The following is a 23,397-nucleotide window of genomic DNA, read 5'->3' as shown; positions in this document are numbered from 1 at the left end:
TGTTGCCTGTGAGGGCCTCTTCGCGAGCAAGCCCGCTCCCACATTAGACCGTGGCTGTTTGGGCAACTCGATCAACTGTGGGAGCGGGCTTGCTCGCGAAGAGGTCAGCCCGGCCAACAAATATTCCGACCTATTGTGCAGTCCGCGCCGGCAACAGCCTCAACGTGCTGCGAGTGTTGGCCGTCACTTCTTCCTCATTGAAATTTGCCTGGAAATAAACCCCTTCGATATACGCCTCGGCCTGGTCGGCATAGTGGCTGTCGAATGGTACGCCGCTCTGGCCGACCGGGTTGATGGTCAGGCTGTGGGCCGGGTCGGCGAAGTCGATCAGCCGCCGCGTCGACGGACCGTAGGTCACGGGCCATGGCGCCGGGCCGATCTTGGCCGAGAGGTTGTTCGGCACTTCGTGGGTGCCGGGTGCGGCGAATGGGCCAACGTTGAAGATCTGGTCCAGCGGTTTTTGCATCCCCAGCGGATGGCCGTGGGTCAGGGTGTGCGCCTTGCCCCATTGCCATTGCGTGAAATCGTTGCCAAGGGTGGTCTTGAGGTGAGCCATGCTCGCTTGCCAGGCCACCTTGACCGTATCGGCGCGGGTTTCCTTGCCGGGGGTGTTGCGATTGTCCCACCACGGTGAGTCGGCGGAGGCCGCCAGACGCGGCAGTGCGGCGTCGATCACCCGGGTCGGGAGCAGCGTTTCGAAGAAGTCATTGCCCAGTTCATCGCGCATGGCTGCGTCGGCGAGGTTGAACAGGAACTGGTTGAACAGCGTGGCGTTGATGGATTCCAGCGGATAATCGCCGCTCCACTGCGCCAGTTGTTCCACCAGCTTGAGCTCGGCGGGATCACTCACCACTTCACGCAGCACCGGCAACAACGGCGCCAGCAAACGTGGACCGTAGGCGGTGGTGGTGCCCAGTTGCAGCTTCTGGTTGGCCTCGTTGTCCCATTTCACGTTCTTGTCGCTGAGCTGGCGATTGAGCTGCTGCCCGCGATCGGCGAGGTTGTAGTAACCAGGAATTTCCATGCCGGTCGGCGACACCGGTTGGAAGTTGGCCGAGACGATATAGCCCCGCGCCGGATTCTCTTCCTGTGGGTTGGCGCTGAACGGGTAAAAGCCTTCCTTGTCTGCCTGTGGGGTGCTGCCATCGAGGATGAAACCGGGCTTCACCCCGGCCGGACGCTTGGGCAGCAGCGCCGAGGCCCACCAGCCAATGTCGCCCTTGGCGTTGGCGTAGACGATGTTCAGCCCCGGTGCCTGAACCTTGGCGGCCGCGGCGCGGGCCTTGGCCAGGGTGTCGGCGCGGTTGAGCTGGTAGAAGCCGTCGAGGATCGGATTCGGGGTCTCGAGGAACGCCCACCACATGGCGACCGGCGTCTTGCCGGCGGCGGTGCCAAGCGCATCGTTGACGATCGGGCCGTGGGGCGACTGGCGCAGCGTCAATGTGACCGGTGACTGGCCTTTCACTGCGATCTGTTGTTCGGTGGTGACCATGTCCACCCATTTGCCGCGATACCAGACCTGGTTCGGGTTGTCCGGGTTGACCTTCTCGGCGATCAGGTCCAAGTCGTCGTTCTGGAACATCGTCAGGCTCCAGCCGAAGTCCAGGTTGTGGCCGAGAAATGCAAACGGCACCAGCGCCTGGTGGTAGCCATACAGCTCGAAGCCCGGCGCCGACAGGTGCGCCTCGTACCACACCGACGGCACCGAGAAGCGAATGTGCGGGTCGCCGGCCAGCAGCGGTTTGCCGCTTTTGCTGCGGTTGCCGGAAATCACCCAGGCATTGCTGCCTTCGAATTGCGGCAGGCCGTGGTCGGCCAGGGCCTGCTCACTCAGGCGGGCGAGGGCGTTCAGGTCTTTCCAGTCACTGGCGGCGAGGACCGGCGCAGGGCTGGCGCGCCTTTTGGCCAGTACGCCGTTGGGTTGCCAGTCGAGATCGAAGATATTCAGGTACTCGGCACCCAGTTGGTCGCGCACGTAAGTCAGCAAGGGTTCGGTGCGAAACGCCGCGGCAAAGCTGTAGGCCATGTAACCGGCGATGCTGATGCTGTCTTCGGCGGTGAAAGGGCGCTTGGGGATCCCCAGCACGTCGAACTCTACTGGCGCGGCGTGGCTGTCCTGATATTGATTGATGCCGTCCAGATAGGCTTGCAGGGCCTTCCACGCCGGCGACTGACGATCCAGCGTGGCCACGTAACTGTCAGCACGTTCGCGGATGCGCAGGCTGCGAAACAGTTTGTCGGTGTCGAGCAGTTTCGGGCCGAGGACTTCGGCCAGCTCACCACGGGCCAGGCGCCGCACGGCTTCCATCTGGAACAGTCGGTCCTGGGCCTGCACGTAGCCGAGGGCGCGGTAGAGGTCGGTTTCGTTTTCGGCGCGGATATGCGGCACGCCGCGCTCGTCGTAGCGCACGGTCACTGAACCTTGCAGGTGCTGCAACGCCACCTGGCCCTGGCGCGTCGGTTGTTTGCTGTACACATACCAGCCGCCCCCGGCGATGAGTATGACGATCAGCAAGGCAAGTACGGTCAGGACGCGTTTCATGGTGGCTCCTTGTTCTTTCGGGATTGCCGCCCGTGTGGGCTGCAAACGTGTAGCACAGACCTCCGGGAATCGCGGCCCTGGAAAAGTCGGGAATGCCTTACTTCACCATCGCAGGCCACGGGCAGTAGCAACCCACAGCCAGTGTGTGGGTGGCGTTCACCGCCCGGCCTTCGTTCAGCGCTTGCAGGATGGGCTCGATAAAACTGTTGCTCGAATTGCAGGTCAGGCCTTCGCTGTACGGACCGAAATACGCCAGCTTGCCGTCGCGCCCCCAGATCGCCACCGCCGGGCTGGCGGGGATCTGTTCGGAACCTGGCAGGACCGTGATGGTTTTAAGGCGGCTCAAGATGCCGGGCAACTGACCGTGGCTGCCGGGCTTTTGTACCGTATAGAACTCGACGCCTTGCGGTGCATAGTGCTCAACCAGTTCGGTCAGGTGTTGTTGGTTGCCGACATTGCACGGGCAGGCCGGGTCCCAGAAGTGCACCAGGCGGATGGCGCCAGGGCCGGCGAGTTCGTCCGGCAGGCGCAACGGGTCGCCGGAGAACACGGCGGTGTGCGAACTGAAGGCTCGCAGGTAGCGTCCCTGAAACCAGTCGTAAGCGGCCCACAGCGCGCCGACACACACAAGGGCGAGCAGGCTGGCAAGCAGTGTGGTGCGGTAGGCCGGACGCATGGGTTTCAATCCTCGAAGGTCGGCTAGCTTGCCATGCTTGCCGCGACAGATGAATATCGCAGGCCGATAAAGTCCGTTTAGCGCTCTGGAATAGCCCATGTCTGCCACTTTCGACCCCGATCATTTGCGCGCCGGCCTGCGGCCATTGGCCGAGTGGCAGCCGCTGTCGACGGAGGCCATGGCCTATCAGCGTTTTTACGGGCTGGATTTTCCACAGCGAACCCTGCGCCGTGGCTTGGGGCGTTTCGAGGTCGAGGGTTATGAAGTGGTCAGCCAGCTCTGGTGGCCCGAGCGGGCGAAGGCGACGCTGTTTCTATTTCACGGCTTCTACGATCACACCGGGCTCTACCGGCATGTGATCGAGTGGGCGCTGGACCAGGGATTTGCGGTAATCGCCTGTGACCTGCCGGGGCATGGCTTGTCCAGTGGCGAACGGGCGAGTATCAAGGACTTCGCCGAGTACCAGAGCGCCCTGCAAGGCCTGCTGGCCGAGGCGCAGTCGTTGGGCCTGCCGCAGCCCTGGCACTTGTGCGGGCAAAGCACCGGCGGGGCGATCGTGATCGATCATGTGCTCAATCAAGGCGCGAACAGTCCGGCCCAGGGGCAGGTGATTCTGCTGTCGCCTTTGGTGCGGCCCCGAGCCTGGGGCTGGTCGCGGCTCAGTTATTACTTGCTCAAACCGTTTGTCAAAGGCATCGCCCGGCGTTTCAGCGAGAACTCCAACGACCCTGACTTCCTCGCGTTCCTGCAAGCCGATCCGCTGCAACCGCTGCGCCTGCCCACGGCGTGGGTCGGTGCGCTGGGGCAGTGGATCAAGCGTATCGAAGCGGCACCGGGCAGTCCGCGGCGGCCGCTGATCGTGCAGGGGCAAGCGGACATGACCGTGGATTGGGAACACAACCTCGAAGTGTTGCGGAGCAAGTTCGATCGGCCCCAGGTGCTGATGCTGCCGCAGGCGCGGCACCATCTGGCGAATGAGTCGTCGGAGTTGCGGCAGGAGTATTTCGGGTTTTTGACCCGGCGGATGAAGGGGCGGAATCTTTAGCGGCCAGTGCTCGCGATAGCGATCTACCAGTCGCTGCAGATTACTGGGTCAGGCTCGACGTACTTTGCCCCACCGCCAACCCCGCCCGAATCGCCGCCAATGCCGCTTGGTAATAAGCCTTGCCTTCAGAGGACTCGGCAAAGGTCGAAAACTCTTCCAGTTCGTCATCCGACAGGTCGCGATAGACATACAGCAGCGTGTTGTTCAGGTCGGCGCCGATCTGCTCCATCAGGCGCTGGCGCTGACCGTTCAACATGCCTTGAGCCTGACCGTTGCCGAGCAGGCCGGGGATCATCGAACTCAGGCTGTCGGCCGCGACGCCTGCGATCGCCAGGCTGACCTCGGCGCCGGCCTCGCGGGCGGGCAGGGCCTGGGCCAGGTGGCCGATGATCAGTTGACGGGTATCGCTGGCCTGCATCTTCGGCAAGCCCTTGGCGTTTTTCGCCAATTGATCGCGACGGGTCGCCAGCAGTTCGGCGGCGACGATTTTCTTGCCCAGGGGCGATTGAAAGAAGGTCAGCGCAGGTTTCGGGTCGGCGAGCTTCTTGCGCAGTTGCGCTTCGGCGCGCTGGTCCATGGCCTTGGGGGCGAACCGTAGATTGCTGTTGTCGACCAGGGCTTGGAACACTGCCGGTGGCAAGCTGTTCTGATAGCGCTGCTGAGCGGCCGAGAGAGCGTCGTTGAAATGCGCGCGTTGTTCTGGCCAACCGGCGACCTTGTACAACTGGTCGTGGCCGTCCGCCCAGGCGGGCAAAACGCAGAACATCAACAGTGAGAAAAGCAAGCGACGCATAGGGACTCCTGTCAGCAGGCGACTATTCTCCGTGCGGCATTCGCACTTGTCGAGAATTCGTATCAGGTTGAGTGCCTTATCCGACCAATCCTCCGCTGCGTGGCTCTGTCGGATTTGCGGGCACAGGAATACTATGCGCGCCATGCACATACCCTCTGATCACCCGCTGCTGTTACGTATCGTCGACGACTTGGCTGCGCGCGGCTGGTCGCGGCAGAATATTTTCCTGCCTCTGGATCTGACCCGGGCGTTGGCGGCCGAGTGCCGCAAACGCGCCGCCGAAGGCGAACTTGCACCCGCTGCCGTGGGGCGCGGGCCGTTTTCGGAGATCCGCGAGGGCATTCGCGGCGACCATATCCAGTGGATCGAACCCGGTCAGGCCGAAGCCTGCGACAGTTACCTGGGGTTGATGGACAGCCTGCGTGAGGCGATGAATCGCGGTTTGTTCCTGGGCCTGGAAGATTTTGAAAGCCATTTCGCCCTGTACCCGCCCGGCGCTTTCTACCTCAAGCATGTCGACCGTTTCCGCGATGACGACCGGCGCATGGTGTCGGCGGTGATCTACCTCAATGAGGCCTGGTTGCCCGAGCACGGCGGTCAGTTGCGCATGTACCTGGATGAAGGCGTCGAACACGATGTGGTGCCTACCGGCGGATGCCTGGTGGTGTTCCTGTCCGGCGAGGTGCCCCATGAAGTCCTGCCCGCGACCCGGGAGCGCCTGTCGTTGACGGGCTGGTTCCGCCGTCGTGGCAACGAGCCGTTCTGATCATGCAAAAGATTCTGGTAAGTCGTTGTTTGCTCGGCCACCGCGTCCGTTACGACGGCGGGGCCAGCGGACCGTTCGATCTGTTGCAACAGTGGATTGCCGAAGGCCGGGTGGTGCCATTGTGCCCGGAAGTCGCCGGCGGCTTGCCGACACCCAGGGCCGCTGCGGAAATTCCCGGTGGGCAGGGCGGTGAAGTACTTGATGGCCATGCATCGGTCATCACCACCGAGGGCGAGGACGTCAGTGCCGCGTTTCTTTCGGGGGCTTATCAAGCGCTGGAACTGGTGCGGCAACATGGCATCCACATTGCCGTGCTCAAGGCCAACAGCCCGTCCTGCGGGAATCTGCTGACCTATGACGGGACATTCAGTGGCGTGAAGGTCAGCGGTGAGGGCGTGACTGCCGCGTTGCTCAAGCGCAATGGTGTGCAAGTCTTCAGCGAACTGGAGTTGCTGCAAGCGGCGCAGGCTTTGGCAGCCCTGACCTGACGCCCGGCAAAAAAACATGTGGGAGCGGGCTTGCTCGCGAAGAGGGAGTGTCAGTCGACATCAATGTTGGCTGACACACCGCATTCGCGAGCAAGCCCGCTCCCACATTAACTCTTCAGTGCTTTATGGTTTCGGCGCCACATCTGCATCCACCCCAAACCATTTCTGCTCCAGTCCCTCCAGCCGGCCATCGGCCTTGATCCGCTGCAATGCATTCTCAAGGCTGGCATGAAACGCCGGATTACCCTTCTGAAACGGAATCGCCAGGCTCACAGGGGTGGCTTTCGGTTTTTGCTCCGTCAGCGACTGCACCAACAGGATTGAGCGCGGTTGCTCTTCTTTCTGCGCGATCAATTGCGCATCGGTATGAATGTAAGGTTCGCTGAAGTCGAAACGATCCTTCAGGTCCGGGGTCAGTGCTATGTGATTGATGGCAACGTCATATTTGCCGCTTTCGACGCCGCCCAACAGATCGCCGGAGTCGGTGACGACGAAGTCGGGTCGTACATCCAGCTCATTGGCCAGCAATTGACCCAACTCGACCTCGAACCCGGTCAGTTTGTCGCCTTCCTTGAAATTGAAGGGCGGTGTATTAGCCTCAAGGGCAATGCGCAATTCGCCGCGGTCGTTTACATCGTCCATCAGTTCGGCATGAGCCAAAGGACTCAAAAGGGGTAGCAGGCAGATCAGGCCAGGCAAAAAGCGCATGGTCACTCCTTTGAATTCATTTTATCGCGACGCGCTGTTCAGGCTCGCTTTGCTATGGTTATCGAGTGCCTTCGACAACGAATGGCCGTTAAGTTGTCACGGTCGAGCGAATTTTACGGAAAAACTGGAGAAGAGAATGAAAAGCTTTATGTCACGTGCAGCATTGGCTGGTGTGCTGATGGGTGTTTCGGCGCTGGCCGGGGCCGCCACCCCGGCTCCGAAGGGGGCAGAAGTGTTCATCGTATCTCCCGCAGACGGAGCCACGGTCGCGCAAACCTTTACCGTGAAATTCGGCGTCAAGGAAATCGCGCTGGCGCCAGCGGGCGATCCCACCAAAAACACTGGGCACCACCATCTGCTGATCGATGTCGACAAACTACCGGCTGCCGGGGCTCCGATTCCAATGGATGCCAACCATATGCACTTCGGCAAAGCACAGACCCAGGCTGAAATCAAACTTGCCCCGGGCAAGCACACCTTGCAGCTCGAACTGGGCGACAGCGGCCACATGCCGTTCGATCCGCCGATCGTTTCGAAGAAAATCACCGTGAATGTGAAGTAACTTTTCCGCTGCCATGAAAAAGCGGCCGTAAAAAAGGGAGCTCCTCGGAGCTCCCTTTTTTGTCGCTCAAAACGCGATCAGAACAACACGCGGCAACGAATGGTGCCGTTGATGTGCTGCAGCTTCTCTTGCGCGAGGTCCGAGTATTCGGCATCGACGTCGATCACGACGTAGCCGACTTTCTCGTTGGTCTGCAGGAACTGACCGGAAATGTTGATGCCGTTTTCGGCGAAGACCTTGTTGATCTCGCTCATCACACCCGGAATGTTCTCGTGGATGTGCAGTAGACGGTGCTTGCCAGGGTGAGCCGGCAGGGCCACTTCCGGGAAGTTCACGGACGATACCGAAGTACCGTTGTCGCTGTACTTGACCAGTTTTTCCGCTACTTCCAGACCGATGTTGGCCTGCGCTTCAGCGGTGGAACCGCCGATGTGCGGGGTCAGGATCACGTTGTCCAGGCCACGCAGCGGGCTTTCGAACTCTTCTTCGTTGGAGCGTGGTTCCACCGGGAAGACGTCGATGGCCGCGCCGATCAGGTGCTTGTCCTTGATCGCGTCCGCCAGGGCGTCCAGCTCGACCACGGTGCCGCGAGCGGCGTTGATCAGGATGCCGCCCTTCTTGATGGCGCGGATTTCCTTCTCGCCGATCATCCACTGGGTGGCAGCGGTTTCCGGAACGTGCAGGGTGACGATGTCGGACATGCCCAGCAACTCGTGCAGGTTACCGACCTGGGTGGCGTTACCCAGTGGCAGCTTGGTCACGGTGTCGTAGAAGTACACCTGCATCCCTAAGCCTTCCGCCAGGACCGACAGTTGCGTACCGATCGAGCCGTAACCGACGATACCCAGCTTCTTGCCCCGGATTTCGAAGGAGTTGGCTGCGCTTTTGATCCAGCCGCCACGGTGGCAGGAAGCGTTCTTCTCAGGGATGCCGCGCAGCAACAGGATCGCCTCGGCCAGCACCAGCTCGGCTACGGAGCGAGTGTTGGAGTACGGCGCGTTGAATACCGCGATGCCGCGTTCGCGAGCCGCGTTGAGGTCGACCTGGTTGGTGCCGATGCAGAAACAGCCGACAGCCACCAGCTTCTTCGCGTGATCGAAGATCTCTTCGGTCAGTTGAGTGCGGGAGCGAATGCCGATGAAGTGAGCATCAGCGATCTTTTCCTTCAGCTGGGCTTCCGGCAGAGAACCCGTGAGGTACTCGATGCTGGTGTAGCCCGCCGCCTTGAGGACGTCGACAGCCGATTGGTGGACGCCTTCGAGAAGAAGGAACTTGATCTTGCTCTTATCGAGAGAAGTCTTGCTCATCTGCGTAAACCTGTGTCCCGGAGAAAAAATGGCAGGGAAGGGAGCAGCCAGAGCTGACCCGGACGGCAAGAAAGCCGTCGCCGCAGAACAGCCTTTGGGCACTATCCTGCGGGGTCGGTATGCTAGCATATGCGACCTGCTAACACTCATTCTGCGACGTGAAGCGTACTCAGGATGACCATGAATTGTTCGAGAGTTCTGTCGATGACCAATCCTGCGCTGATTGATGAGCTGAAGACCCTGGTTGAGCCTGGCAAGGTGCTGACCGACGCCGACTCCCTGAACGCTTACGGCAAGGATTGGACCAAACATTTCGCGCCGGCCCCGACGGCCATTGTGTTTCCCAAGACCACCGAGCAGGTCCAGGCCATTGTCCGTTGGGCCAATGAACACAAGGTTGCCCTGGTGCCGTCCGGCGGTCGTACCGGGCTTTCTGCCGCAGCAGTGGCGGCCAATGGCGAAGTGGTCGTGTCCTTTGACTACATGAACCAGATTCTCGACGTGAACCTGACCGATCGCACGGCGGTTTGTCAGCCGGGCGTGGTCACCGAACAATTGCAGAACAAGGCCGAAGAGCACGGTCTGTACTACCCGGTGGACTTCGCTTCGGCAGGTTCCAGTCAGATTGGCGGCAATATCGGCACCAATGCCGGCGGGATCAAGGTCATTCGCTACGGCATGACCCGCAACTGGGTGGCCGGCATGAAAGTCGTCACCGGCAAGGGCGATCTGCTGGAACTGAACAAAGACCTGATCAAGAACGCCACCGGCTACGACCTGCGTCAACTGTTCATCGGCGCCGAAGGCACCCTGGGCTTTGTCGTCGAAGCCACCATGCGTCTTGATCGTGCACCGAAGAACCTCACCGCGATGGTCCTCGGCACCGCCGATTTCGATTCGATCATGCCGGTGTTGCATGCATTCCAGAGCAAGCTTGACCTGACGGCGTTCGAATTCTTCTCCGATAAAGCCCTGGCCAAGGTCATGGCGCGCGGCGACGTGCCGGCCCCGTTCGAATCCGACTGCCCGTTCTATGCGCTGCTGGAATTCGAAGCGACCACCGATGAAGTGGCCAACCACGCCCTGGAAACCTTCGAACATTGCGTCGAGCAGGGTTGGGTGCTGGATGGTGTGATGAGCCAGAGCGAAACCCAGTTGCAGAACCTCTGGAAGCTGCGCGAGTACATCTCCGAAACTATCTCCCACTGGACGCCGTACAAAAACGACATTTCGGTCACTGTGTCGAAAGTCCCGGCGTTCCTGAAGGAAATCGACGCGATCGTCGGTGAACACTACCCGGACTTCGAAATTGTCTGGTTCGGCCATATCGGCGACGGCAACCTGCACTTGAACATCCTCAAGCCGGATAACCTGAGCAAGGACGAGTTCTTCGCCAAGTGCGCTACCGTGAACAAGTGGGTGTTTGAAACCGTCGAGAAGTACAACGGTTCGATTTCCGCCGAACATGGCGTGGGCATGACCAAGCGTGATTACTTGACCTACAGTCGCTCGCCGGTTGAGATCGAGTACATGAAAGCCGTCAAGGCGGTGTTCGATCCGAACGGGATCATGAACCCGGGCAAGATTTTCGCTGTTTGATTCTTCGAACTTTAAGAGCACGAAGCAGGAGTCGGTCAATGAGCTATCAGCACCAGTATGTCGACGGCACGCGTATTCACTTCCCGCTGGGGAAAGTGGTGTGCATCGGCCGTAACTACGCCGAACACGCCAAGGAACTGGACAACCCGGTGCCCACCGAACCTCTGCTGTTCATCAAGCCCGGCAGTTGCGTGGTGCCGCTGGAAGGCGGTTTCAGCATTCCGACCGAACGTGGTTCGGTGCACTACGAAGCGGAAATCGCCGTGTTGATCGGCAAGCCATTGTCGACCAGGCCGAGCCGTGAAGAAGTGCTGGATGCGATCTCCGGCTTCGCCCCGGCCCTGGACCTGACCCTGCGTGACAAACAGGCCGAGCTGAAAGCCAAGGGCCTACCGTGGGAAATCGCCAAGTCCTTCGACGGCGCGGCGGTGATTGCGCCGTTCGTGGCCGGCAGCACGTTTGCCGACCTGACCGACATCGGCATCCGTCTGACCATCAACGGCGAAGTCCGCCAGGATGGCAACAGCAAGGACATGCTCAATCCGATCGTGCCGATGATCCAGTACATGGCCGGCTGCTTCTCGCTGCAGGCCGGGGATGTGATCCTCACCGGCACGCCGGTGGGCGTTGGTCCGCTGAATGTCGGTGATGAACTGGTACTCGAATTGCCGGGTGTCAGCCGCTTTACCAGCAGCGTTCTCTGATTCAACACAAAACCCTGTGGGAGCGGGCTTGCTCGCGAATGCGGTGTGCCAGTCGACTTCATGTTGTCTGACATACCGCATTCGCGAGCAAGCCCGCTCCCACATTGGTTTTGTGATCTTCCCTGCAAACTGCGTTTGCCCACATAGGGCAATCCGGCCATTTCCCGTTTTTTTCACATTTTGTCTGGATAATTCCGGGGCTTATGGCATCTGAGCCTGACCCAATGTGCTATTACCCATAGCCTGAATTTCTGGAACGCATCCCTGAATGGCCATCGAATCGCTGCCCAAGCTGAAAACTGCCCGCCGCTCGCGTTTTGTCATGCGTTGGTATTCCTGGCTTTTACTGGTGGCGGTCGCTGCTTATGGCCTTGCGTTTGCGATGCATTGGGATGATCGCGGTGTGCTCTGGGTGAAGGAGCGCTTCGAAAGCCCTGCCGAACGCAAAGAGAGTGTCTGGCTGCCGGACTATCGGGCGGTGATCGACGCCAAACTGCTGCCGGGCATGGAGAAGGACGAAGCATCGGACGTGTCTTACGATCCGCAGACCAAAACCCTGTTCTCCGTGATGGGCAAGAATCCGTTCCTGGTCGAGCTGACGTTGCAAGGCGACGTGTTGCGCAAAATGCCGCTGGTGGGTTGGAGCAACCCGGAAGGGGTGACGGTAATGGGCAATGGTTTGCTGGCGATTACCGATGAGCGCGAACACCTGCTCTCGATCGTCAAGGTCGATGCCGATACGCGCGAGCTGAACATCGCCAATTTCCCGAAATACGATCTTGGCCCCTCGAAAAACCAGAATAAAGGCTTCGAAGCCGTCGTCTGGGATGCCCGTCGCCAGCAACTGCTGCTGGGTGAAGAGCGTCCACCTGCGCTGTTCAGCTGGAAAAGCGATGGCAGCCAGATCCTCAAGGGTGACAAGCAAAAACTGTCCAGCGACGAACTGGATGTCCGCAACCTGTCAGCCCTGGCCATCGATCCGCGCACCGGCCGCACCCTGGTGCTGTCCGCCGACTCTCACTTGTTGCTGGAACTGGACGAGAAGGGTGAGCAAGTCAGTTTCATGACCTTGCTCGGTGGTTTCAACGGCCTGAAGAAAACCATTCCCCGTGCCGAAGGCGTGGCCATGGACGAAGCAGGCACGCTGTACATGGTGAGCGAGCCGAACCTGTTCTACGTCTTCAAAAAACCAGCGCAAAACTAACCAGCCCCCCAAAACATTCGCCCACACATGTGTGGGCGAAGTCGCTTACTGGGCGCGCAGGGTCTTCACGCCTTCACTCGTGCCCAGCAGCAGCAAGTCGGCCGGACGGGCCGCGAACAAGCCATTGGTGACGACGCCAACGATGGCGTTGATCTGTGCTTCCAGCTCCACCGGGTTGGTGATCTGCATGTTGTGCACGTCGAGGATGATGTTGCCGTTGTCGGTCAGCACGCCTTCACGGTAAACCGGGTCGCCGCCGAGCTTCACCAGTTCGCGGGCCACGTGGCTGCGGGCCATCGGGATCACTTCCACCGGCAAAGGGAATGCACCGAGGACCGGCACCAGTTTGCTGGCGTCGGCGATGCAGATGAAGGTTTTGGCCACGGCCGCGACGATTTTCTCGCGGGTCAGGGCCGCGCCACCGCCCTTGATCAGGTGCAGGTGCTCGTCGCTTTCGTCGGCGCCGTCGACGTAGAACTCCAGATTGCTGACGGTATTGAGTTCGTACACCGGAATGCCGTGGCCCTTGAGGCGCGCAGCGGTGGCTTCGGAGCTGGCAACTGCACCATCAAACGCGCCTTTGTGCTTGGCCAGGGCGTCGATGAAGCAGTTGGCGGTGGAGCCGGTGCCGACCCCGACGATGCTCTTGTCGTCGAGTTTCGGGAGGATGAAGTCGACGGCGGCTTGAGCCACTGCCTGTTTGAGTTGATCCTGGGTCATGCGGGCTCCGAGGTGCCGAAGAAGAGACGAAAGGCCGGCATTATAGGCCTCGCGATGGGGAAGGTCATTGCCCGATTGGCGGGTCAAAAGATCGCACCTGGAGCTGCCAGAGGCTGCGATCTTTTCCGGTTACCCTGAAACCACCTGTTTAGTGTGGTCGCCCGCCCAAAAGCCGGGTTAGACTCCTTGACCCTGCCCAATCCGCTCAGTGATGCTTTCCGATGCTCGAACAGTACGTCAAAAAGATCCTCACCTCGCGCGTTTATGACGTTGCCGTAGAAACCCCATTGCAGATTGCCCGCCAGCTCTCCGAGCGGCTGGGTAATGAAATCTGGCTCAAGCGTGAAGACTTGCAGCCGGTGTTCTCGTTCAAGATTCGCGGCGCTTACAACAAGCTGACGCAACTGAGCGACGAAGAGCGTGCTCGCGGCGTGGTCACTGCTTCGGCGGGCAACCATGCGCAAGGCCTGGCCCTGGCGGCCAAGGTCCTGGGCGTGAAAGCGACCATCGTGATGCCCAAGACCACCCCGGAGATCAAGGTCGAAGGCGTGCGCTCGCGCGGCGGCAAAGTGGTGCTGCACGGGGATTCGTTCCCGGAAGCCCTGGCCTACTCGCTGAAACTGGTCGACGAAAAAGGTTACGTCTACATTCACCCCTACGACGATCCCCACACCATTGCCGGGCAGGGCACGGTGGCCATGGAGATTCTGCGCCAGCACCCGGGGCGTCTGGATGCGATTTTCGTTCCGGTGGGCGGCGGCGGGCTGATCGCCGGGATCACGGCGTACGTGAAATACCTGCGCCCGGATATCAAGATCATCGGCGTCGAACCGGATGACTCCAATTGCCTGCAAGCCGCGATGGCGGCCGGCGAGCGTGTGGTGCTGCCGACCGTGGGCCTCTTCGCCGATGGCGTCGCCGTGGCGCAGATCGGCCAGCACACTTTCGATATCTGCAAGGATTACGTTGATGAAGTGATCACCGTCAGCACCGATGAAATCTGTGCGGCGATCAAGGATATCTACGACGATACCCGCTCGATCACCGAGCCTGCCGGCGCCTTGGGCGTGGCCGGGATCAAAAAGTATGTCGAGCAACACGGCGTCACCGGTCACACCTTCGTGGCTATCGATTCCGGCGCCAACGTCAACTTCGACCGCCTGCGCCATGTTGCCGAGCGCGCCGAACTGGGCGAGGGCCGCGAAGCGATCATCGCCGTGACCATCCCCGAGAAGCCGGGCAGCTTCAAGGCGTTCTGCGAGGCCATCGGCAAGCGCCAGATCACCGAATTCAACTACCGCTATAACACTGGCAGCGAAGCGCACATCTTTGTCGGCGTGCAGACGCATCCGGAAAACGACCCGCGCAGCGCGCTGCTTGCCAGCCTCACCGAGCAGGGTTTCCCGGTGCTCGACCTGACCGACAACGAACTGGCCAAGTTGCACATCCGCCACATGGTCGGCGGGCGTGCCGTCCATGTGGTCGATGAAGTGGTGCTGCGCTTCGAGTTTCCGGAGCGCCCGGGTGCGTTGTTCAACTTCCTCAACAAGCTCGGCGGGCGCTGGAACATTTCGATGTTCCACTATCGTAACCATGGCGCGGCGGATGGCCGAGTGGTCGCGGGCCTGCAAGTGCCGCACGACGAGCGTCATCTGGTGCCGGCGGCGCTGGAAGAAATCGGCTACCCGTACTGGGACGAAAGCGACAACCCCGCTTATCAGCTGTTTCTCGGCTGAGCGGCTACGCTGACGAGCAAGGCCAAAAGGAAATCGAACAATGGAAACGTTAACCGCCCTCAAAATCGCCCATGGCGTGGCGACGGTGCTGCTGTTGATCAGCGCGCTGGGGCTGGCAATCTGGGTCTGGCGTACTCGCCGTAACGGTGATGCGACGGCGCCTGCGCGCACCTTGCAACGACCGCAGGTGTTCATCTGGCTATTGATGGGCCTGGCGCTGCTGAGCATGCCATTCACCGGTTGGTGGATGGTGCATCTGGTGGGCTGGCCGTTGGGGCAGACCTGGCTGCTGGCGTCCAGTGTGCTCTACACCGTGGCGGTGCTGGGCTGGTTCTGGCTGGTGGTGCGGCTCAATCGGCTGCGCAAGGCGCCGACGGCGGGGAATGGGAAGTTTACCTTGGCGTTGGCGCTGTTCAGTTTTGTCTGCATTGTCGCCATTGCGGGGTTGATGGGGGCCAAGCCGGTTTAAAGCTTTAGACCGAGTTGACCCCTTCGCGCTCCCACATTGGATCTGCGTCGCACATAAAATCTGCGTTCGCTGAAGATCCAATGTGGGAGCGGGCTTGCTCGCGAAAGCGGTTTCAGTTGCGCAACGAAATCACCGGCCAGCCACGTTTCTCGGCCTCGGCGCGCAGGTTCGGATCCGGATCGACAGCGATCGGGTTGCTCACTATCTCCAGCAACGCCAAGTCGTTCATCGAGTCGCTGTAGAAATAGCTGTTTTCCAGGCTGTGGCCGGTCTCTTCCAGCCAACGAGTCAACCGGGTCACCTTGCCTTCACGGAAGCACGGGACATCGGTGCTGCGCCCGCTGTACCGTCCGTCGATCATTTCGCATTCGGTGGCGATCAGGGTCTCGACGCCCAAGCGCGTGGCAATCGGCCCGGTCACAAAGCGATTGGTGGCGGTGATGATCACCAGCTTGTCGCCGGCCTCACGGTGTTGGGCCAACAGTTCGAGGCCCTTGGGCAGCACGATCGGTTCGATGCAGTCGCGCATGTAGTCCAGGTGCCATTGATCCAGCGTAGCCATTTCGGTGCGACCGAGGACTTCCAGGCAGAAGTTCAGGTACGCGTCGTTATCCAGCTTGCCGGCCAGGTAATCCTGATAGAACTCGTCGTTGCGCGCCTTGTAGGCGACGGCGTCGAGGAAACCGCGTTCGCACAGATAATCGCCCCAGGCGTGGTCACTGTCACCGCCCAGAAGCGTGTTGTCCAAGTCGAATAAAGCCAGCCGCATTGCAGTTACTCGCTGAAAAGTCTGTAGAAAGGTCTCCAGAATACGGACTTTTCACAAGAGTGCACATAAGGTAGGTCGGCTCGTTGCTGCTTTCACAACCTTTGTGGAACAATGCGGCGACATGCGTTTGCGAGGTTGTTGCCGTGATCGACCCCGATGGTTTCCGCCCCAATGTCGGGATCATTCTGACGAATGATGCTGGCCAGGTGCTATGGGCTCGCCGTATCAATCAAGATGCCTGGCAGTTTCCACAGGGCGGGATCAACCCCCAGGAGACGCCGGAAGACGCCTTGTACCGCGAGTTGAACGAAGAAGTGGGCCTGGAGCGCGAAGATGTTGAAATTCTCGCCTGCACCCGGGGCTGGTTGCGTTATCGTTTGCCGCAACGTCTGGTCAGGACGCACAGCCAACCGCTGTGCATCGGCCAGAAGCAGAAATGGTTTCTCCTGCGCCTGATCTCCAACGAGCAGCGGGTGCGGATGGATTTGACCGGTAAACCGGAGTTCGATGGCTGGCGCTGGGTCAGTTATTGGTATCCGTTGGGCCAGGTGGTGACATTCAAGCGCGAGGTGTATCGACGCGCTCTCAAAGAGCTTGCCCCGCGCCTTTTAGCGCGCGACTGACGACGGAGTTCGACCCCGAGCCATGCTCAATACGCTGCGCAAGATCGTCCAGGAAGTTAACTCCGCCAAGGATCTCAAGGCGGCGTTGGGGATTATTGTATTGCGCGTCAAAGAGGCCATGGGCAGCCAGGTCTGCTCGGTCTACCTGCTTGATCCAGAGACCAACCGCTTCGTGCTGATGGCCACCGAGGGCTTGAACAAGCGCTCGATCGGTAAAGTCAGCATGGCACCCAATGAAGGTCTGGTCGGCCTGGTCGGCACGCGCGAAGAACCCCTTAACCTCGAAAATGCCGCGGATCATCCGCGCTACCGATACTTCGCCGAGACCGGTGAAGAACGCTACGCCTCGTTCCTCGGTGCGCCGATTATCCACCACCGTCGCGTCGTCGGCGTGCTGGTCATCCAGCAGAAGGAACGTCGCCAGTTCGATGAAGGAGAAGAAGCCTTCCTCGTGACCATGAGCGCGCAGCTCGCCGGCGTTATCGCCCATGCCGAGGCCACCGGTTCGATCCGTGGCCTGGGTCGTCAGGGCAAAGGCATTCAGGAAGCAAAGTTCGTCGGCGTACCGGGTTCGCCGGGCGCGGCGGTCGGTACCGCGGTCGTCATGCTGCCACCGGCCGACCTGGACGTGGTGCCGGACAAGACCATCACCGACATTGATGCAGAGCTTGCACTGTTCAAGACCGCCATCGAAGGCGTGCGCGCCGACATGCGCGCCTTGTCCGCCAAGCTGGCGACCCAGCTGCGGCCTGAAGAGCGGGCGCTGTTCGACGTCTACCTGATGATGCTCGACGATGCCTCGCTCGGCAGCGAAGTCACCACGGTGATCAAGACCGGTCAGTGGGCCCAGGGCGCGTTGCGTCAGGTGGTCACCGATCACGTCAACCGTTTCGAATTGATGGACGACGCCTACCTGCGCGAGCGTGCCTCGGACGTCAAAGACCTGGGCCGCCGCTTGCTGGCCTACTTGCAGGAAGAGCGGCAGCAGACGCTGGTCTATCCCGACAACACCATTCTGGTCAGCGAAGAACTGACGCCGGCGATGCTCGGCGAGGTGCCGGAAGGCAAGCTGGTCGGTCTGGTGTCGGTACTTGGTTCGGGTAACTCCCACGTGGCGATCCTGGCGCGTGCCATGGGTATTCCGACGGTGATGGGCCTGGTCGACCTGCCGTACTCCAAGGTCGACGGCATCCAGATGATCGTCGACGGCTACCACGGCGAGGTCTACACCAACCCGAGCGACGTGCTGCGCAAGCAGTTCGCCGACGTGGTCGAGGAAGAGAAACAACTGGCCCTCGGGCTGGATGCATTGCGCGACCTGCCGTGCGTAACGGTCGATGGCCACCGCATGCCGCTGTGGGTCAACACCGGCCTGCTGGCGGACGTGGCACGGGCGCAGAAGCGTGGTGCCGAGGGCGTGGGCCTGTACCGCACCGAAGTGCCGTTCATGATCAACCAGCGCTTCCCGAGCGAAAAGGAACAACTGGCGATCTATCGCGAGCAACTCGCTGCGTTCCATCCGCAACCGGTGACCATGCGCAGCCTGGACATTGGCGGTGACAAGGCGCTGTCGTACTTCCCGATCAAGGAAGACAACCCGTTCCTCGGCTGGCGCGGCATTCGCGTGACCCTCGACCACCCGGAAATCTTCCTGGTGCAGACCCGCGCCATGCTCAAGGCCAGTGAAGGCCTGAACAACCTGCGGATTCTGTTGCCGATGATCTCGGGCACCCATGAACTGGAAGAAGCCTTGCACCTGATCCACCGGGCCTGGGGTGAAGTACGCGACGAAGGCACCGACGTGCCGATGCCGCCGGTGGGTGTGATGATCGAAATTCCGGCAGCGGTGTATCAGACCAAGGAACTGGCACGGCAGGTGGACTTCCTGTCGGTCGGCTCCAACGACCTGACCCAGTACCTGCTGGCCGTGGACCGAAACAACCCACGGGTGGCCGACCTTTACGACTACCTGCACCCGGCGGTGCTGCAAGCCTTGCAGAGCGTGGTGCGCGACGCCCATGCCGAAGGCAAGCCGGTGAGTATCTGCGGCGAAATGGCCGGTGATCCGGCGGCGGCGGTGCTGTTGATGGCGATGGGCTTCGACAGCCTGTCGATGAACGCCACCAACTTGCCGAAAGTGAAGTGGATGCTGCGTCAGATCAACCTGAGCAAGGCCAAGGAACTGCTGGCGGAGCTGATGACCATCGACAACCCGCAAGTTATCCACAGCTCGCTGCAATTGGCGCTGAAGAACCTTGGGTTGGCGCGGATGATCAATCCGGCTTCGGTCAAGACCCTTTAAAAGGCTGATGGCCTCATCGCAGGCAAGCCAGCTCCCACAGGAATTTGGGTCGATTCACTGATTTGTGATCAACACCAAAACCTGTGGGAGCTGGCTTGCCCGGGGCCAGTCCAGGCAGCACAAAATTAAATCCTGACTTCCACTTCCCCCAAATGCCCCCCATACGGCCCGAAACTCCGTTCGACCATATGCCGCATCCCATCCGCTTGAACAATCAACGCCGTGCTCGCCCGTGTCCCATAAGCCTGGCTCTTGATGAACACGCTCGACAACAACGTCTCGGTAGCTTGCCCCACGCCAGTGTCCGGCAGCTCGGCAAGCGGTGCCGTCTGCGGATCGCTGAGCAAGGCCAGTAGCGCCTGTGGCTGCGGATCATCCAGTACTTCGCTCAATGCTGCCTTGGCCTTGAGCACTTTTGGCCACGGTGTATCCAGCCCCGCGTTCGATAACCCGTAAACCCCAGGCTCGAGCCTGACTGCCGTGGTTTCCCGGGCATTGAAGTGCCAGAGCTCGTTGGCATTGCCAATCAACAGATTAAATCCGGCATATTCAGCCGAACGTCCGATAACGTCGTTTAAATAGTCTTCAACCGGTGTTTCCCCGTTGAGGAATTGCGCCACCAGTTCGCCTCGCGACCTGGCGGCCGGCGGCTGAAGGGGATCACGGATGTTGGTCAGTGCGGCGAAACGCCCGTGGGCGCCGACACCGAGCCACGTCCCGCCGGCCTCCAGATCACGCCCGGCGTAGACGTGCGGGGCGTGCGGCCATTGCGCCAGGGGCAGGCTGGGCCGGGCATAGAATTCGTCGCGGTTGGCCGCCACGATCAACGGCTGGGCATGACCCGGCCGCCAGGCAAAGACAATCAGGCACATAAGGTGGTCCTTGTGTGTTTTTTGCTCACTCTACGCAGACATCGCTCATCGATCCATCGCCATTCGCAGTGGAGCCCACGGCCATGCATCCGTTACCATGCCGCTCCTGTTTCGGGATGCTTGGGGACGTGGCCATGGAATTTTTGCTCTATCTGGCGCTGGGCGCCTGTGCGGGCGTGCTGGCCGGGCTGTTTGGGGTAGGCGGCGGGATCATCATCGTCCCGGTGCTGGTGTTCAGCTTCACCTTGCAGGGATTTGATCCGTCGATCCTGACGCACCTGGCCGTCGGCACATCGCTGGCAACGATCATCTTTACGTCGGTCAACGCGGTTCGCGAACATCATCGCCGCGGCGCCGTGCGTTGGCCGATTTTTGCCTGGATGACCCTCGGCATTCTGATCGGTGCCGGTTTCGGCGCGCTGACCGCCGAAGCGATCTCCGGGCCGAATTTGCAGAAGATCATCGGCGTATTCGCGTTGATCATCGCCGTTCAGCTCGCTTTGGACTTCAAACCCAAAGCCAGCCGTACAGTACCCGGTAAAGTCGGTCTGACCGTGGCCGGCAGCGTCATTGGCTGGGCCTCGGCGATTTTCGGGATCGGCGGCGGCTCGTTGACCGTGCCGTTCCTGACCTGGCGTAGCGTGCCGATGCAGCAAGCGGTGGCTACGTCGTCGGCCTGTGGCCTGCCCATCGCTTTGGCAAGTGCATTAAGTTTCATGATTCTGGGCTGGCACGATCCACTGCTGCCGGCCCATAGTCTCGGTTTTGTTTATTTGCCGGCGCTGCTGGGGATTGCCCTGACCAGCATGGTCTTCGCCCGCCTCGGTGCACGACTGGCCCACAGGCTGTCGCCGCGCTTGCTGAAAAGACTGTTTGCCGCTTTGCCGCTTTGCTGTTTTGCGTCGGCTTGAACTTCCTGCTCTGACGCGTAACGCAATCCTGGCTTAATCCTGGCGTGACAGCGTCGCCCGGGAATTTTGAAGGTTTCAACTCTAACGAGGAGTCGCAATGCTGCCTTACCCGCAGATCGACCCGGTGGCCCTGGCCATCGGTCCGCTGAAAATCCACTGGTACGGCCTGATGTACCTGATCGGCATCGGCGGCGCGTGGCTGCTGGCATCCCGTCGGCTGAACCGCTTCGACCCGACCTGGACCAAGGAGAAACTCTCCGACATGGTGTTCTGGATGTCGATGGGGGTCATCGTCGGTGGTCGCCTGGGTTATGTGCTGTTTTATGATCTGAGCGCTTACCTGGCCAACCCGATGCTGATTTTCGAAGTGTGGAAGGGCGGCATGTCGTTCCACGGCGGGTTTATCGGTGTGATGCTGGCGGCATTGTGGTTCGGTAAAAAGAACAACAAGTCATTCTTCCAGCTGATGGACTTCGTCGCGCCGATGGTGCCGATCGGCCTGGGTGCCGGGCGCATCGGTAACTTCATCAACGCCGAATTGTGGGGCAAGCCGACCGACGTGCCGTGGGCGATGATCTTCCCGCCGTTCAGCGATCCGGCGCAGTTGCCGCGTCACCCGTCGCAGCTGTACCAGTTTGCGCTGGAAGGTGTGGCGTTGTTCCTGATCCTCTGGCTGTTCTCGCGCAAACCGCGGCCGACCATGGCGGTGTCCGGGATGTTCGCGCTGTTCTATGGCATTTTCCGTTTCATCGTCGAGTTCGTCCGTGTGCCGGATGCGCAGCTGGGCTACCTGGCGTGGAACTGGCTGACCATGGGTCAGGTACTGTGCGTACCGATGATCGTCGGCGGTCTGTTCCTGATCTGGCTGGCTTATCGACGCGCCCCGGCGGCCCCCGCAGCGGCTGTATAAGCAGCAGGCGCAAAAAATTCGAACCCCGGGGCGACAGCTCCGGGTTCAAGGACACAGGTAATTCATGAAGCAATATCTCGAACTGGTCGCCCACGTCATCAAGAACGGCACCAAACAGGCCAACCGTACCGGCGTGAACACCATCAGCTTTCCGGGCGCGATGCTGCGTTTTGATCTGCAGGAAGGTTTCCCGGCGATCACCACCCGCAAGATGGCTTTCAAGTCGGCCATCGGCGAGATGTGTGGTTTTCTGCGCGGGGTGAATAATGCCGCTGAATTTCGTGCGCTGGGTTGCAAGGTCTGGGACCAGAACGCCAACGAAAACGCCCAGTGGCTGGCCAACCCGTTCCGTCAGGGTGAAGACGACCTCGGCGAGATCTACGGTGTGCAATGGCGCAAATGGCCGGCGTACAAGCAGATCCCGGTCAGCAATCAGGCCGCCATCGAGCAGACCCTGAGTCAGGGTTATCGGCAGATCGCCGAAGGCGAGGAAGATGGCCAGGCGTATGTGGTGTTGTACAAGGCGATCGACCAGATCCGCCAGTGCGTCGACACCATCATCAAGGACCCGGGCAGCCGTCGCATTCTGTTCCACGGCTGGAACGTTGCGCAGCTCGATGAGATGGCCCTGCCGCCGTGCCACTTGCTGTACCAGTTCCACCCGAATGTCGAGACCAAAGAGATCTCTTTGACCCTCTACATCCGCTCCAACGACCTGGGCCTGGGCACGCCGTTCAACCTCACCGAAGGTGCCGCGCTGCTGAGCCTGATCGGTCGCCTGACCGGTTACACGCCGCGCTGGTTCACCTATTTCATCGGCGATGCCCACGTTTACGAAAACCACCTGGACATGCTCAACGAACAGCTCAAGCGCGAGCCATTCGCCATGCCGAAGCTGAAGATCTCCGATCGCGTGCCAGAGTTCGCCAAGACCGGTGTGTACCAGCCGGAGTGGCTGGAGCTGATCGAGCCAAGTGATTTCTCGCTCGAAGGCTACGAGCACCACGCGCCGATGACCGCGCCGATGGCGGTTTAAGCCTTAACGCCGACCAAATGTGGGAGCGGGCTTGCTCGCGAAGAGGGAGTATCAGTCGACAGTAATGTTGCCTGATACACCGCTTTCGCGAGCAAGCCCGCTCCCACATTGTTTCTTTGGTGTTTTTAGTGGCCGTGGCTTCGGCCGACATGGGAATGCTCAACCTCCGTCGCCACCACCCCACCGCTGACCTCCAGCCGCTGCAAAATCCCGCACTGATCGATATCCGGCCCTTCGCTGCAGCGTTGGCGCAGGTCGAGCAGTTGTGTCTGCAAGGCCTGCAAGCCGTCGATTCGAGCCTTCACATGGTGGATATGCTCGTCGATCAACGCGTTGACGTTTTCGCATTGATCCTGCGGGCTGTCGCGCAGGGCCAGCAGGCTGCGGATTTCCTCGAGCGTCATGTCGAGGGTGCGGCAATTGCGGATGAAGGTCAGGCGTTCGGCGTGGGCCTGGGTGTAGACGCGATAATTGCCGTCGCTGCGGGCCGGTTCCGGCAGCAGGTTTTCGCGCTCGTAGTAGCGGATGGTTTCCACGGCGCAGTCGGTGAGTTTCGCCAGTTCTCCTATTTTCATCGCGTCAATCTCCAAAAGGGTGCTTGACCCTATAGTGGCTACAGGGTCTTTACTTGGCAACAGGCACCTTCATGGACGCG

Annotated in this window: 23 protein-coding genes; 14 read left to right on the top strand and 9 right to left on the bottom strand. The window is 60.5% G+C overall.

The window, feature by feature from the left end; genetic code table 11:
* Positions 1–130 precede the first annotated feature (130 nt).
* Both PSH64_RS28665 and PSH64_RS28660 read right to left on the bottom strand, forming a co-directional pair.
* On the bottom strand, positions 131–2,542 hold the full coding sequence (locus PSH64_RS28665) for a penicillin acylase family protein (RefSeq protein ID WP_305479333.1): 2,412 nt from the start codon (positions 2,540–2,542) through the stop codon (positions 131–133).
* A 97-nt stretch (positions 2,543–2,639) separates the two neighbouring features.
* The gene (locus PSH64_RS28660; RefSeq protein WP_105340749.1) at positions 2,640–3,218 is read right to left on the bottom strand and encodes a DUF6436 domain-containing protein; all 579 of its coding nucleotides are present in this window, start codon (positions 3,216–3,218) and stop codon (positions 2,640–2,642) included.
* 97 nt (positions 3,219–3,315) lie between these two features.
* Here PSH64_RS28660 and PSH64_RS28655 point away from each other — a divergent pair, with 97 nt between their 5' ends.
* Entirely contained in the window at positions 3,316–4,263 is a 948-nt protein-coding gene (locus PSH64_RS28655; protein ID WP_305479332.1) for an alpha/beta hydrolase, read from the top strand.
* 40 nt (positions 4,264–4,303) lie between these two features.
* Here PSH64_RS28655 and PSH64_RS28650 read toward each other — a convergent pair whose 3' ends face one another.
* Entirely contained in the window at positions 4,304–5,056 is a 753-nt protein-coding gene (locus PSH64_RS28650; protein WP_018928642.1) for a DUF2059 domain-containing protein, read from the bottom strand.
* Positions 5,057–5,189: 133 nt separating this feature from the next.
* Between PSH64_RS28650 and PSH64_RS28645 the strand changes: the two genes are divergently transcribed.
* Complete coding sequence (locus PSH64_RS28645; RefSeq protein ID WP_105340751.1) at positions 5,190–5,822, top strand: 2OG-Fe(II) oxygenase; 633 nt, start codon at positions 5,190–5,192, stop codon at positions 5,820–5,822.
* A 2-nt stretch (positions 5,823–5,824) separates the two neighbouring features.
* Positions 5,825–6,310, top strand: a complete 486-nt coding sequence (locus PSH64_RS28640; RefSeq protein ID WP_305479330.1) for a DUF523 domain-containing protein — start codon at positions 5,825–5,827, stop codon at positions 6,308–6,310.
* 123 nt (positions 6,311–6,433) lie between these two features.
* Here the strand turns inward: PSH64_RS28640 and PSH64_RS28635 are convergent, their stop codons facing one another.
* Positions 6,434–7,018 carry a transporter substrate-binding domain-containing protein gene (locus tag PSH64_RS28635; RefSeq protein WP_305479329.1) on the bottom strand — a complete coding sequence of 195 codons (585 nt, stop codon included), beginning with the start codon at positions 7,016–7,018 and terminating at the stop codon, positions 6,434–6,436.
* A 136-nt stretch (positions 7,019–7,154) separates the two neighbouring features.
* Here PSH64_RS28635 and PSH64_RS28630 point away from each other — a divergent pair, with 136 nt between their 5' ends.
* Positions 7,155–7,580 (top strand): DUF4399 domain-containing protein, encoded by a 426-nt coding sequence (locus PSH64_RS28630; protein ID WP_105340754.1) that lies wholly within the window; start codon positions 7,155–7,157, stop codon positions 7,578–7,580.
* Between the two features lie 77 nt (positions 7,581–7,657).
* On the opposite strand, the gene serA is transcribed toward PSH64_RS28630, so the two are convergent.
* Positions 7,658–8,887 carry a phosphoglycerate dehydrogenase gene (serA, locus tag PSH64_RS28625; RefSeq protein WP_105340755.1) on the bottom strand — a complete coding sequence of 410 codons (1,230 nt, stop codon included), beginning with the start codon at positions 8,885–8,887 and terminating at the stop codon, positions 7,658–7,660.
* Positions 8,888–9,091: 204 nt separating this feature from the next.
* On the opposite strand from serA, the gene PSH64_RS28620 reads away from it, so the two are divergent.
* The 3 genes from PSH64_RS28620 (at position 9,092) to PSH64_RS28610 (ending at position 12,394) form a co-directional block, all read left to right on the top strand.
* Complete coding sequence (locus PSH64_RS28620; RefSeq protein WP_305481218.1) at positions 9,092–10,486, top strand: FAD-binding oxidoreductase; 1,395 nt, start codon at positions 9,092–9,094, stop codon at positions 10,484–10,486.
* Positions 10,487–10,524: 38 nt separating this feature from the next.
* Positions 10,525–11,190 (top strand): fumarylacetoacetate hydrolase family protein, encoded by a 666-nt coding sequence (locus PSH64_RS28615; RefSeq protein ID WP_105340757.1) that lies wholly within the window; start codon positions 10,525–10,527, stop codon positions 11,188–11,190.
* 268 nt (positions 11,191–11,458) lie between these two features.
* Positions 11,459–12,394 carry an SdiA-regulated domain-containing protein gene (locus tag PSH64_RS28610; RefSeq protein ID WP_305479328.1) on the top strand — a complete coding sequence of 312 codons (936 nt, stop codon included), beginning with the start codon at positions 11,459–11,461 and terminating at the stop codon, positions 12,392–12,394.
* 45 nt (positions 12,395–12,439) lie between these two features.
* Here PSH64_RS28610 and rpiA read toward each other — a convergent pair whose 3' ends face one another.
* On the bottom strand, positions 12,440–13,114 hold the full coding sequence (gene rpiA, locus PSH64_RS28605) for a ribose-5-phosphate isomerase RpiA (RefSeq protein ID WP_105340759.1): 675 nt from the start codon (positions 13,112–13,114) through the stop codon (positions 12,440–12,442).
* 221 nt (positions 13,115–13,335) lie between these two features.
* Between rpiA and ilvA the strand changes: the two genes are divergently transcribed.
* Together ilvA and PSH64_RS28595 are read left to right on the top strand one after the other, a co-directional pair.
* Positions 13,336–14,850 carry a threonine ammonia-lyase, biosynthetic gene (ilvA, locus tag PSH64_RS28600; RefSeq protein WP_105340760.1) on the top strand — a complete coding sequence of 505 codons (1,515 nt, stop codon included), beginning with the start codon at positions 13,336–13,338 and terminating at the stop codon, positions 14,848–14,850.
* A 40-nt stretch (positions 14,851–14,890) separates the two neighbouring features.
* On the top strand, positions 14,891–15,319 hold the full coding sequence (locus tag PSH64_RS28595; RefSeq protein ID WP_105340761.1) for a DUF2269 domain-containing protein: 429 nt from the start codon (positions 14,891–14,893) through the stop codon (positions 15,317–15,319).
* 112 nt (positions 15,320–15,431) lie between these two features.
* Here the strand turns inward: PSH64_RS28595 and PSH64_RS28590 are convergent, their stop codons facing one another.
* The gene (locus PSH64_RS28590) at positions 15,432–16,088 is read right to left on the bottom strand and encodes an HAD family phosphatase (RefSeq protein WP_105340762.1); all 657 of its coding nucleotides are present in this window, start codon (positions 16,086–16,088) and stop codon (positions 15,432–15,434) included.
* A gap of 143 nt (positions 16,089–16,231) precedes the next feature.
* Here PSH64_RS28590 and PSH64_RS28585 point away from each other — a divergent pair, with 143 nt between their 5' ends.
* On the top strand, positions 16,232–16,711 hold the full coding sequence (locus tag PSH64_RS28585; RefSeq protein WP_007897732.1) for an RNA pyrophosphohydrolase: 480 nt from the start codon (positions 16,232–16,234) through the stop codon (positions 16,709–16,711).
* Between the two features lie 22 nt (positions 16,712–16,733).
* The gene (gene ptsP, locus PSH64_RS28580; protein WP_105340763.1) at positions 16,734–19,013 is read left to right on the top strand and encodes a phosphoenolpyruvate--protein phosphotransferase; all 2,280 of its coding nucleotides are present in this window, start codon (positions 16,734–16,736) and stop codon (positions 19,011–19,013) included.
* 125 nt (positions 19,014–19,138) lie between these two features.
* On the opposite strand, the gene PSH64_RS28575 is transcribed toward ptsP, so the two are convergent.
* The gene (locus tag PSH64_RS28575) at positions 19,139–19,885 is read right to left on the bottom strand and encodes an NRDE family protein (RefSeq protein WP_105340764.1); all 747 of its coding nucleotides are present in this window, start codon (positions 19,883–19,885) and stop codon (positions 19,139–19,141) included.
* 134 nt (positions 19,886–20,019) lie between these two features.
* On the opposite strand from PSH64_RS28575, the gene PSH64_RS28570 reads away from it, so the two are divergent.
* The 3 genes from PSH64_RS28570 (at position 20,020) to PSH64_RS28560 (ending at position 22,742) form a co-directional block, all read left to right on the top strand.
* Positions 20,020–20,796, top strand: a complete 777-nt coding sequence (locus PSH64_RS28570) for a sulfite exporter TauE/SafE family protein (RefSeq protein WP_305479327.1) — start codon at positions 20,020–20,022, stop codon at positions 20,794–20,796.
* A gap of 97 nt (positions 20,797–20,893) precedes the next feature.
* Complete coding sequence (lgt, locus tag PSH64_RS28565) at positions 20,894–21,706, top strand: prolipoprotein diacylglyceryl transferase (RefSeq protein WP_305479326.1); 813 nt, start codon at positions 20,894–20,896, stop codon at positions 21,704–21,706.
* A gap of 64 nt (positions 21,707–21,770) precedes the next feature.
* On the top strand, positions 21,771–22,742 hold the full coding sequence (locus tag PSH64_RS28560) for a thymidylate synthase (protein ID WP_105340767.1): 972 nt from the start codon (positions 21,771–21,773) through the stop codon (positions 22,740–22,742).
* Positions 22,743–22,867: 125 nt separating this feature from the next.
* On the opposite strand, the gene cadR is transcribed toward PSH64_RS28560, so the two are convergent.
* Positions 22,868–23,317, bottom strand: a complete 450-nt coding sequence (cadR, locus tag PSH64_RS28555; RefSeq protein ID WP_305479325.1) for a Cd(II)/Pb(II)-responsive transcriptional regulator — start codon at positions 23,315–23,317, stop codon at positions 22,868–22,870.
* Positions 23,318–23,397: the final 80 nt, after the last annotated feature.

Source organism: Pseudomonas sp. FP1742 (genome assembly GCF_030687145.1).
Taxonomy (GTDB): Bacteria; Pseudomonadota; Gammaproteobacteria; order Pseudomonadales; family Pseudomonadaceae; genus Aquipseudomonas; species Aquipseudomonas frederiksbergensis_D.
This window is presented reverse-complemented; position numbering and strand designations above follow the sequence as displayed.